This is a genomic window from Methanoculleus sp. DTU007 (assembly GCF_001512385.1).
GTDB classification, from domain to species: Archaea; Halobacteriota; Methanomicrobia; order Methanomicrobiales; family Methanoculleaceae; genus Methanoculleus; species Methanoculleus thermophilus.
Window position 1 is genome coordinate 1 of sequence record NZ_LFRO01000068.1, and the last position, 11,307, is coordinate 11,307.

Genomic DNA, 11,307 nt, shown 5'->3' on the forward strand with positions numbered 1-11,307 from the left:
TCCTTCTCACGGCTCATGAATATTTGATGAAAATAAGCATATATTTATTGTTGTTTGTCCGCTGAGTAGTTCTACTCATTCAGATGCTTTACTATCGTCCTGGGTGGCAGGTTCTGTATTGCAACGCCCCCAGGAACGCCGCCAAGCGAAACCCCGGAGAACTCTCCCGATGAGCAGAGGAGGTGCTGCTCAGGATGGGTTCCCCGCTGGATACCGCAGGCCAAAAGGATCTCCGGGGCGACCGAGACGACCATCGATAGCCTTTTTGAGCCGGGATGATCCTTCGGGAGAACGACAAGAGGGATATGGTATCGCCGGACCAGTTCGAGCATCATGCGTGCCTGCTCAACCGGCCCACCCTCCGGCATGGAGACGACGATGAGGTCGTCAGGGTCGACGGTCTGGCAGTACTCGTCGTCCGGAGTCTCGATCCAGAGCGTAAACCGTGAGGAAGCTTTCGCAACAAGCAGAAAAGAGTGTTCTCCCTGGATGAGAAGGAGTTCTCTGCCGAGAGGGACGATTCTTCCATCCTGCCCGGCAGATGGCTCTCCGGAAGTGCCACGCTCAGACTTCTTCGACATCTTCCGACTGGCAGCTCGGGCACATGGGCCGCTTTCCGATACCCTTGAATCGCTCGCCACACTCTTTGCAACGGTAACTCTTGCCCTTCACCCGCTCATCTAACTCGATATCGACTGGTCCACCGACTGTACACATATGGCATCACGAAGAAGAGATGGGAGGCAGAGGATAAAACCCTATCGTGATACCCCCGGGAAAACTGGTTCTCCTGCCCGTGCTTCGGGAATCACGACTACGCCGCAGAGAGAGGTGCCTGTGGAAAAAATGGTGATGATGAGAGTGATGAAGTGAATGACGACAAGCCCTTGGCATCATCCTCATGCACCGGCGCGTCGGGCGGATGCTCTCTTCTTCTGCACCTTCTGCCACTGCTTGAGAATGAACGCTGCAACGACGAGGATAAAGAGGGCATTGAAGATCGTCCATATGACCGGGTTCTCGAAATCCGTCCCGATCAGGTTCCCGTGCACGACGGCGAAGAGGAGCACGACATACATCAGGCCGTGCACCCATCGCCAGTATTTCGGGATATACTTTCGGAGTATTACGGCGGCGAACGCGATATACAGGAGGTAGAGTGCCGGCCGGCCTGCGAGTGCCCAGAACCTCTCCCAGGGCGAAAAGACCGGGATGAATACGGCGGGGTTCAATGACCCGATAGCAAGAGTCACAGGATGGAGCGTGGGAAGGAGAAGGCCGACGGCGGCGAAGGTATGGTGCACGGAAAGAAACGGTCTCCCAAAGACCTCCGTGATCTGTCGGAGGAACGGGGTTAGAAGGGTTGCAATGCTAAGAGCCAGGAACCCCCAGAGAGCGAGGAGACGGGCTATGACGTTGTACGGGCTCTCGTAGGGCGCAGTCAGCACCACAGCGCCGGTGAACGCATACAGGGCCAGGATGACGGCGGAAGCGAGCACGCCCGTCCGGGAGAGGGGCATGATTTCATGAAGAGGGGGAAGAAGGGATAAGGGTTTCGGGCCTGGTGTTTCAAGAGTGAGGAGAGCCAAGTCCCGGTGAGAACATTGGGAACTTAAGGGGCGCAACGTATGGGCGTAGATGTTAGGAGGCCCAGACGATAGGGATGTTAAAATAACTACGAGGGCATAGGGGCGTTGCTCATTTGCGGATTATAACTGTAGGTGAACTGAGCACCCAAGGGGGTTGCACCCCGGGCACGGATTTGAGGGGGACATCGCCATGACTGCCCCCGCCCCAGCGGGGCGGGGGAGGAGGCCGAAGGCCGGGAGGGGTGGGGGGAAAGACCTCCGCATTATTGTGGAGACAGGGGAGGGGGGCACGCCCCCCTCCCCGTCAGCCCCACCCCCAATTGCGATACCCACCACGGTCCACTGTACGAGATTTTCCAAGACGTCGGTTTCACTTTAACTGCTATGGACGCCCAAAAACGTTCCAACCGCTGAGGGACTGATCAAAAAAAATAAAATCCCGGCCATCTCATCGACCGGAAAAATCCTATCCGCCCTCCCTATATCGAGATCCCCACCAGATGCAGCAGCACCAGGATCAGGGCGCCGGGGAGCCCACCAAGGGCGCAGATAAGAATGGATACGAGGTTGATCTGGATATCCGGAGCGCCGAAGAGGGCGAGGATATTGAAGTAATTCAGGAGCCAGAGGGTGATGAGCCCGGCTATGGCGTTGATAAGGAGTGTTAAGGCCTTCTTCATGAGATAGTAGAGCGCCGCGGCTATCGCCACGGCAAGAAGGATGGCGAGGATCTCTTCCATCATCGATTATCTATTTACCAATGATCTGCTGGTTATTTAACCGTATTGATGGAATTGTCAGCCGTCCGACGCGTCTTGTATCTTTTCCGAGCCCACCGATCTCCCGAAGCATCTCAAAGACGTTCCCGGCAAACATTGCCGTCCGGATGGGTTCGACGAGGTCTCCTCCCTCGATCCAGAAGGGGTTCGAGATCTCCACCGAGAAGTCGCCGGAGAATGGGTTTGCGGTATGGGCGCCCACGACGTCGTGGATCCAGACCGCTCGCTCGTCACCGGGCTCTTTTGTCCGCGGGCCGTCGACAAAGAGGTTGTGGAATCCGATCCCGGGCAGATCGCCCTCGGATCGAACGGCGCTCCCCGTACTCTTCTCACCGTAGCGGTAACCGGTCTTGAGGTCGTAGGCGAACTGCTGGAGGACACCCTGATCCACGAAGACCAGGCGGCGGGTCGGAGTCCCTTCGGCATCCCAAGCGGTGCTCGATAGACCCGGGGCGAACGGGTCATCGTAGACGGAGAGGTGCTCGTCAAAGACCGGCTCCCCGATCTTATCCGCAAGGAACGACCGGCCGGCCTTCACGTTCCGTCCTGAGAGGGCCGGGAGGAGGACCTGGCCGATGAGGCTTGCCGCCGCAACCGGGGAGAGAACGACGTCGTAGCGCCCGGTCTTGATATCGCTCCCTCCAACGGAGCGTGCGGCGAGCGAGGCTGCCTGCTCGCCGACCGATCCCGGATCGATCTCGGCACGGAACGGGGAGGCGTCGAACTCGTAGCCCGTGGACTGCTCCCGGATCGCCTCAAGGGAGACGGCCGCTACTGTCCGGTCCATGCCGTAGAGCGTGCCGCTCGTGTTTGCAACCATCAGGTACGACCGGGCGAGGTTTGCACCCCCGCCGACGACCTCCACCGGGTGCTCCGCGGCGCCGGAGAGAAGATCGTCGACCATTCCAGCAGCATCTTCCACCGAGACGACAAGGTTCGGGTCGGATGAAGAGGCAGTGCTCACAAGATCGGCCGGTTTCGGCAACCCTCCCCATTGCTGAGGGGTCGCAAGACGCCCGCTTGCGAGAGCAGCTTGGAGGCACTCTCTCCACCGATCCGGGTCGCTCGTGCTTGAGAATCCTATCCGGCCGTCTTTGATGGTCCGGATGGCTATACTCCAGGCCTCCGACTCCTCGGCACTGCCGAGGATCCCCTTCTTGATATCGGCGCTGACGCTCTGCCCACGGGCGTAGAAGACCTCGACTTCGTCGGCCAGTTTTTCTCCGTCCCGAAGGATCCTGTCGATCAGGTCTTCGCCGATCATTCGCCCCGCCCCCCGATGACTGCGTTCTCAAGCAGGAGGTGCGGCGCACCGTCGCTGACCGGCACGCTCTGCCCGCCTTTGCCACAGTATCCCGGGCTCATCCTCCGGTCGTTTCCAATGAGAGCGATATTGTGGAGCGTCGAGAGGATCTCCCCCGAGAGCGAGACATCTCTGACCATATCGGTCTTCTCGCCGCCCTCGATGAGATATCCGTACTCAGCGTTGAACTGGAAGACCCCTCGACCCGGGTCGACCTGGCCGCCGCGCGACCCGATGAGGAGGATGCCGTCCATGCACTCGGAGATGATCTCATCGTATGTTGCATCGCCGTTCTCGATGAACGTGTTGCTCATCCGAACAATGGGCGGCGCACCGTGCTCGGCCCGGGCGTGGCCCGCGATCCCGTTCCCCACGGCTGCAAGCGTCTCCCGGTTGTGGAGGTACGAGGTCAGGATGCCGTCGCGGATGATCTCGGTCCGCCGGACCGCGACGCCCTCGGCGTCGACAGGCATGAACCCGAACTCGTGAAGCGTCGGATCGTCCACAATGACGAGCCCCTCACACCCGATCCGCTCACCTATCCTTCCCCCGAGAACCGAGGCACCCTCGCGAATGAGGTCGCCCTCGCTCGCGTGGCCGACAGCCTCGTGGGTGAAGACGCCGGCGAGTTCCGGATCGAGTACAGCCCGGTGCGTCCCGCCTTTCGGGAGTTTTGCATCGAGCAGAGAGACTGCGATCTCCCCGGCCTTCCGGCCGAGGTCCTGCTTACCACGGAGGTTGAACCCGGTGATGACGTGGTCCCGTTCGCTTCCCATCTGCATCACCCCGTTTCGCGAGGCGACGGCGATGACCGAGAACCCGGACCGAACACTCTCATAGGAGTACTCGTTACCGGATGAGTCAAGGAACCGGACCGAATCGATCCCCTCGGTATAGCGCGCCCGGGTGTTTACCACCCCCGGCACACGTGCCGCATCCTCAATCCCGGCGAGCAGCCGGGTCTTCTCTTCAAGATCGATATCCCGCGGGTCCTCGCCGAGCGGCGGGACGGGGAGTGCGCCACGCGGCGCATCGGCAAGGTCGATCTCGTCCGCAGTCACCGCCGCAAGGCGAGCCGCTTCTTCAACGAGAGCGTTCAACTCGCGCTTCGAGTCGATCTCAACGTGGTCACGGGTAAGGAACCCCCAGCCTTTCGGTCCTAAGACCCGGATCACAGCTTTGTCAAAAAATGAGGTGCCTGCGGACTCGACCACCCCGTTATCGATATCGATAACGGTGGTCTCGCCCCGGACGCACCTGATATCATAGTATCTAACGTCAACCATACGGCATCAGACCGGAGAGCGCCCGACGTTCGAGTCGAAGATGCCGGTCGTCGGGTTGACCGCCAACTTCCGGAGCTTCGAGATGAACCCCTCGCGGTTCTCGGGCACAAGCGCGTTCTGGAGAACCTCCTCAATATGGTCGACGGGCACGATCTCGATCATCGAGCGGTACCGGTCTTCGATGAGAACGTCGTCCAGGTTCGAACGCGGTATGATCACCTTCTTGATCCCGGCTTTTGCCGCCGCCTCGATCTTGTAGGTGACCCCGCCGATAGGGAGGACATCGCCCCGAACCGAGAGGGAGCCGGTCATCGCAACATCCTGGCGCACCGGGATGTTCTCGATCGCGCTGATTACCGCTGTTGCAACGGTAACCGAGGCCGAGTCGCCCTCGACACCACCGTAGGTGCCGATGAACTGAATATGGATATCCATGTTCCTGATATCCTTGCCCGTGAACTTCTTGATGAGAGCGCTGACGTTCGTGATAGACTCTTTGGCTATATCCTTCAGAAGACCGGTCGCGACGACCGTGCCTGTCGCTCCCTGGCTCGGGGTCACCTCGGCCATCACCGGGAGCACCGAGCCGGAGTCGTTCCCCATCACGGCAAGCCCGTTCACCCGGCCAATCCTGGTGCCCTCGACGACGGCGAGGTCATAGTCGCGGCTCCGCCGGATGTACTCGTCGGAGATCTGGTCCTCGATCGAGCGGGAGGTCGATTTCGCGGCGAGGACATGCCTTGCCGAAGTGAACTCGGCTCCTTCCTGCCGGGCGAGATCCCCCGCTACACGGATGAGCCCGCCCATGTCACGGAGTTTCAGGGTCAGGTGCCCCTTCCGGTTCGAGCGGCGCCTGGCCTCGCGAAGCACCTCGATCATGGCGCTGCGGTCGAAGTGAGGGATCTTTCCGTCTTTCTTGACTTCCTGCGCGATGAACCGGAGGAACTTCTTCCGGTTCTCAGGGGTATCCTCCATCGTCTCGCGCATGTAGATCTCGTATCCGTAACCCCGGATACGCGACCGGAGTGCCGGGTGCATGCCCTGGATGGCATCGAGGTTCCCTGCCGCAACCATAACGAACCGGCAGGGAACCGGCTCGGTCCGCACCATCGCGCCACTCGAACGCTCGCTCTGGCCGGTGATCGGGAAGACCCCCTCCTGGAGCGCGGTCAGCAGGTTCTGCTGGGAGTGGGGGGTGAGGGTGTTGATCTCGTCGATGAAGAGCACGCCACCGTGAGCCCGGTGGATGGCCCCTCCCTCGACCCGGTCATGAGCCGGGGTCTCCAGACCGCCACTCTGGAAGGGATCGTGCCGGACATCGCCAAGGAGAGCGCCCGCGTGCGAGCCGGTGGCGTCGACAAAAGGCGCGGGAGCGTTCGGGTCGTGGGAGATCAGGAGCTTCGGGACCAGCGCCTCCTCGCGAGGCGTCGAGTACTTCAGCGCCATGAAGATGAACGCCGCGGCAATGATGCCCATAAGCCACTGGTAGGTGATGATTGCGTAGCCGATGATCCCAAAGATAAGAAGCATAATGAGGGTGCTCCTCATCTGGATCTTCTTCCTCGCCTCCGCCTTGTGGGCGGCAACGATCTGCTTGCCACGGCCCGCCGGCACGGTTCTGATGATGGGATTATTGTTATCTTCGGGGTTTGGGTAGACCAGGATGTCCTGCAGTTCTTCCTTCGGAAGGAGCTCGGCCATCGCTTTTGCCAGCATCGATTTACCGGTGCCGGGAGTGCCGATCATCATCACGTGCCTGCGCTGGACCGCGGCCTTCCGAATCACCTCGACGGCATGTTCCTGGCCAATGACCTGATCGATGAGATTCGGGGGGACATCGATATCAGAGGATGAACTCACCTCGAGGTCGGCAAAGAGATCCGTCTCTGCCAGATCATCATTTGTGAGCTCGATTTTGGGAATTTCTTCTGGAGTCGTTGAATCCATCGTCGGGTTTACCTCTTTGCTGCACTGGTACTTATATAATTTATTCATCAACGTTCAAATACTTTCTAGCAAAGGTGACCTATGAGAATAATTAGTACGGAACGATCCCAGGTCCTTGCAGCTCGCATCTCCGAAAAAATGGGCGTTCCTCTTGTTGAGACGAAATTCAGCAGGTTCCCGGACGGAGAAATGTATCTCCGTTGCGGAGAACTGGACAATGAGACATTGATCGTCAGCAGCATCGTGGACAATGATATGCTCGTGCAGACCCTCCTTGCAATCGACGCCGCCGATCAATCAAGGAACACGCTGGTGATCCCTTACCTCGGATACTCCCGGCAGGATAAGCGCTTCTTCCCGGGGGAACCGATCAGCGCCCGGGCGGTTGCTCGAGCCCTCTCGACAGGGATCGAGCGGGTGTTTGTGGTCAATGTTCATGACCCCGGGGTACTGAATCACTTCAAGGTTCCGGCCAAGAATGTCACGATCGCTCCCGCCATTGGCGGCTATGTCGGCGATCTGAACCTGAAGAACCCGCTCATTCTTGCTCCGGACGATGGAGCGATCGCGTTTGCAACCGATGTCGCGGCCGTCGGCGGATGGGACTGCGACCACCTGGAAAAGACCCGACTATCGGGCGAAGAGGTCAGAATTGCACCAAAGAGTATCGATGCCGACGGGAGAGATGTTGTGATCGTGGACGATATCATCTCCACCGGCGGGACCCTCGCGACCGCCGCATGCATGCTCCGCGAGCAGGGGGCTACATCCATCCACGCGGCCTGCGTCCACGGGGTGCTCACAAGTGGCGCCTACATGCGTCTGCGCTCAGCCGGGATCGCCTCGGTAGTCTCCAGCGACACCTACGAGAGCGCCTCAAGCTTCATATCTGCCGCGAATGCTATCGCCACCGCGATCAGAGAAGATGCTCACTATTGATGGAAGCCATCTCGAGGGTGGGGGGCAGATCCTCCGCCTGGCGGTCGCCTTATCGGCAATATCAGAGACGCCGGTCACCATCACCCGTATTCGGCAGAACCGGAAGAACCCCGGGCTCGCACCTCAGCATATTGCTGCAGTTAGGGCGGTCGCCGGGATGTGCGATGCGGAATGCCGGGGTCTCACACCCGGGAACAGCGAGATCACCTTCATCCCGGCGAAAATTCGCCGGGCCGACCTTGTAATCGATCTTGCGACCGCCGGGAGCATTCCCCTTATTCTGCAGGCGTGGCTCCCGGCTGCCCTCCACTCCGGCGGAAGCATCACGGTTCTCGGTGGTACCGAGGTCCCCTGGAGCCCGACCATCGACTACATGAACTTTGTATTCGCGCCGATTCTGCGCAACGCCGGTGCTACGATCGATATTGATGTGCTCGAGCGCGGTTACTACCCGCGGGGAAGGGGACGGGTACACGTCAGGGTGGAGCCATCGCAACTCGACCCGATCGTGATCCCGGAAGGAGAGCACGAGTGCGGGATCATCTCCTGCTCGGCGGGCCTCCCGAGACACGTCGTGGAGCGCCAGGCGAAAGCCGCCCGGGAACAGATCGAGAGCGACCTCAATCTCTCCTGTACAACGACGCTCGATCCCCGGGAGGGCAAGGGAGGAGTGGGGAGTTCGATCACGGTATGGAGCGGAGCAAAAGGCGCCGTCGCTCTCGGAAAGAGGGGGCTTCCCGCCGAGGAGGTGGGGCGGACGGCCGCGCGAAGCCTCATTCACGAGTGCCGTAGTCCTGGCGCAGTAGATATCTTCCTCGCCGACCAGCTCCTCGTCTACCTCGCCCTCTACGGAGGCGAGTGCAGCACCCATACGCTCTCGATGCACGCAAAGACCGCCTGCTGGTTGCTCTCGGAGTTTGGATACCACCTCACCTGCCGGGAGAACGATATCGTGGAGATTGCCGCATGAGACTCGTCCTCGACGCCTCGGTCTTCTTCTCTGAGATTCCGGTCGACGGCCCGGCATGGACCACGCCATCGGTCGTCGGAGAGCTTGGCGATATTCATGCAAAGTGCCGGTTCGAGGCGCTCGCGGCCACCGGGCTCTCGGTCAGGGAGCCACGCGAGGAGGACCTCTCGCGGGTTTGCGCAGCCGCCCTCGCGACCGGGGATGCCGGAGTCCTCTCTGCGACCGATCGTGACATCCTGGCGCTGGCTCTGGAGCTCTCGGCCGTCCTCGTCACCGACGACTTTGCAGTCCAGAACGTCGCTCACCACCTCGGCATCGAGACCAGGAGCATTCGACAGCGGCCCGCCCGGGCAATCCGGTGGCGTTACCGGTGCAGCGGATGCGGCCGTTACTCGCGAGAGCCGGGAGATTGTCCGGTCTGCGGTGCACCAATTAAAAGAAAACTTAAATAGATCGCTTGGAAATCTCTTCTCCATGACCGCGCTCGAAGAGTTGATCACGAAGGCAAAGGCACTCCAGGTAGAGGGGCAGACACCCGGCCAGATCTCCGACCAGCTGGGCCTCTCAATGGAGACGGTCACCTGGCTGCTCACTCAACAGAAGGGCATGGAAGCACCAAAAGACGTTCATATCGACTGGACGGCAGTGGGAAGTCATGGAGCGCTCCTCTCCGATATGGCGATGATGATGCTCAAGCGCTTCCTCTATATGTCAGAAGAGGGATGTGCTGCAAGTGAGATCGATGCAGTCGTCGGGATTGCGTCGTCGGGCGTCCCGCTCGCCACCCTCATCGCCGCAGAGGAGGGGCTGAAACTCGCGGTTTACCTCCCGGCAAAGCATAGCGGAAGCGAGACACCTACCGGTTCCCTCTCGGGCACCTTCTCCACGATCACCGGACAACGTTGCATCATCATCGACGATGTCGTCACAACCGGGACGACGCTCTCCGAGGCCATTCAGTTCATCCGGCGGCACGGGGCGACACCGGTGGCGGTCTGGTCACTCTTCGACAAGCGGGGTGTTCGGGAGGTTGACGGAGTTCCGGTCCACTCACTCTTTGTGGTATCACGGCTCGGATAAGAGCCCAATATTTTTACAATATGCTCGGAATCAGCCTCCTGAAGGGTATCGGACCGCATAATGCGGCCTTAAAGAACACCGGGCGCGTAGAGCCTACTGATGGGCGAACAAACCCTTGCGGTCGACCTGAACGCCTCGAAACACCGGCCACCATCGATTACTATATATAGAACCTCTGATCAAACCTAACGAACAAAGGAGGATTACACAATGCTTGCTGGACAGCCCATCGTTATTTTAAGGGAGAATGTTGAGCGCACGCGCGGATTTGAGGCGCAGCGCTCGAATATCATGGCTGCAAAGGCCATTGCGGCCGCCGTTCGGACCACACTTGGTCCCCGGGGAATGGACAAGATGCTGGTCAGCTCCACCGGGGATGTGGTGATCACGAACGACGGAGCAACCATCCTGCATGAGATGTCCGTGCAGCACCCCGGCGGCAAACTCGTCGTCGAGGTTGCTGAGACCCAGGACGACGAGGTTGGCGACGGCACCACGACGGCGACCGTCCTCATCGGATCGCTGATGGAAGAGGCGGAGACTCTGCTCGCTCAGGAGGTTCACCCCACAATTATCGCGCACGGCTACCAGCTCGGCATGGAGAAGGCTCTCTCAATCCTCGACGAACTGGCCCTCACGATCGGGATCGACGACCGCGAGAACCTCAAAAAGATTGCCGGCACTGCCATGACAGGCAAATCCATCGAGGGTGTCAAGGACAAGATCTCCGATATTATAGTCGATGCAGTACGGCAGGTCGCGACCGAGATTGCTCCGGGCACCTACGCCGTGGACGAGGACGACATCAAGATCAAGAAGCAGGTAGGCGACTCTATGGAGGACGCCGAACTGATCCGGGGTGTCGTCATCGACAAGAAGCGTGTCTTTGAACAGATGCCGGAGAAGATCACGGGTGCAAAGGTCGCCCTGCTCTCCCAGCCGCTCGAGGTCACGAAGACCCAGGTGAAGTCGAAGATCAAGATCACCACCTCCAACCAGATGAAGGCGTTCAATGAGCAGGAGCGCGAGTCTCTCAAGAAACTCGCCGAGCAGATCGTTGCTTCCGGCGCAAACGTTGTCCTCTGCCAGAAGGGGATCGCCGACCCAGTGCAGTACTACCTCGCGAAACACGGCGTCTACGCCCTTGAAGACGTCAAAGAAGAGGACATGAAGTTCGCCGCGAAAGCGCTCTGCGGTACAATCGTCAATAAGCCCGAAGAGCTCAACGAGGTAACCCTCGGCAAAGCCGAAGCAGCCGAAGAGATCCCCGATACCGACCTGACGGTCATTTCCGGCTGTGAGAGTCCAAAGGCCGTCACGATCCTCCTGCGGGGCTCCTCCCAGCTTCTGGTGGACGAACTTGAGCGGGCGGTCTACGATGCAACCCGGGTTGTCCAGGATGCCATCGAGGACG

Annotated in this window: 11 protein-coding genes (1 of these 11 only partly in view); 5 read left to right on the forward strand and 6 right to left on the reverse strand. The window is 59.8% G+C overall.

All coding sequences use genetic code 11. The annotated features are described in order from the left end of the window. Nucleotides 1-71: 71 nt before the first annotated feature. The 6 genes from ACI94_RS07215 to lonB all read right to left on the reverse strand — a co-directional run bounded on the left by ACI94_RS07215 (nucleotide 72) and on the right by lonB (nucleotide 6,904). On the reverse strand, nucleotides 72-581 hold the full coding sequence (locus ACI94_RS07215; RefSeq protein ID WP_066958722.1) for an alpha/beta hydrolase: 510 nt from the start codon (nucleotides 579-581) through the stop codon (nucleotides 72-74). 318 nt (nucleotides 582-899) lie between these two features. After that, on the reverse strand, nucleotides 900-1,520 hold the full coding sequence (locus tag ACI94_RS07225) for a hypothetical protein (protein ID WP_066958723.1): 621 nt from the start codon (nucleotides 1,518-1,520) through the stop codon (nucleotides 900-902). 548 nt (nucleotides 1,521-2,068) lie between these two features. After that, entirely contained in the window at nucleotides 2,069-2,332 is a 264-nt protein-coding gene (locus ACI94_RS07230; protein ID WP_066958724.1) for a pro-sigmaK processing inhibitor BofA family protein, read from the reverse strand. A 7-nt stretch (nucleotides 2,333-2,339) separates the two neighbouring features. Next, on the reverse strand, nucleotides 2,340-3,632 hold the full coding sequence (locus tag ACI94_RS07235; protein WP_066958725.1) for a TldD/PmbA family protein: 1,293 nt from the start codon (nucleotides 3,630-3,632) through the stop codon (nucleotides 2,340-2,342). After that, nucleotides 3,629-4,957 carry a TldD/PmbA family protein gene (locus tag ACI94_RS07240; RefSeq protein ID WP_066958726.1) on the reverse strand — a complete coding sequence of 443 codons (1,329 nt, stop codon included), beginning with the start codon at nucleotides 4,955-4,957 and terminating at the stop codon, nucleotides 3,629-3,631. The genes ACI94_RS07235 and ACI94_RS07240 overlap by 4 nt, the downstream gene beginning before the upstream one ends. A gap of 6 nt (nucleotides 4,958-4,963) precedes the next feature. Beyond that, the gene (lonB, locus tag ACI94_RS07245) at nucleotides 4,964-6,904 is read right to left on the reverse strand and encodes an ATP-dependent protease LonB (protein WP_066958727.1); all 1,941 of its coding nucleotides are present in this window, start codon (nucleotides 6,902-6,904) and stop codon (nucleotides 4,964-4,966) included. A gap of 81 nt (nucleotides 6,905-6,985) precedes the next feature. Here lonB and ACI94_RS07250 point away from each other — a divergent pair, with 81 nt between their 5' ends. The 5 genes from ACI94_RS07250 to thsA form a co-directional block, all read left to right on the forward strand. Beyond that, nucleotides 6,986-7,843, forward strand: a complete 858-nt coding sequence (locus ACI94_RS07250) for a ribose-phosphate diphosphokinase (protein WP_066958728.1) — start codon at nucleotides 6,986-6,988, stop codon at nucleotides 7,841-7,843. Next, on the forward strand, nucleotides 7,830-8,813 hold the full coding sequence (gene rtcA / locus ACI94_RS07255; RefSeq protein WP_066958729.1) for an RNA 3'-terminal phosphate cyclase: 984 nt from the start codon (nucleotides 7,830-7,832) through the stop codon (nucleotides 8,811-8,813). Before ACI94_RS07250 ends, rtcA begins: the two co-directional genes overlap by 14 nt. Continuing rightward, nucleotides 8,810-9,265: an NOB1 family endonuclease gene (locus ACI94_RS07260; protein ID WP_066958730.1), complete on the forward strand. Its 456-nt coding sequence runs from the start codon at nucleotides 8,810-8,812 to the stop codon at nucleotides 9,263-9,265. Before rtcA ends, ACI94_RS07260 begins: the two co-directional genes overlap by 4 nt. 22 nt (nucleotides 9,266-9,287) lie before the next feature. After that, nucleotides 9,288-9,893: an orotate phosphoribosyltransferase-like protein gene (locus tag ACI94_RS07265; RefSeq protein WP_066958731.1), complete on the forward strand. Its 606-nt coding sequence runs from the start codon at nucleotides 9,288-9,290 to the stop codon at nucleotides 9,891-9,893. A gap of 210 nt (nucleotides 9,894-10,103) precedes the next feature. Continuing rightward, on the forward strand, nucleotides 10,104-11,307 hold the 5' portion of the coding sequence (gene thsA / locus ACI94_RS07270; protein WP_286681268.1) for a thermosome subunit alpha. 239 nt of this gene lie beyond the right edge of the window; only the first 1,204 of its 1,443 coding nucleotides appear in the window; it begins with the start codon at nucleotides 10,104-10,106; its stop codon lies beyond the right edge, outside the window.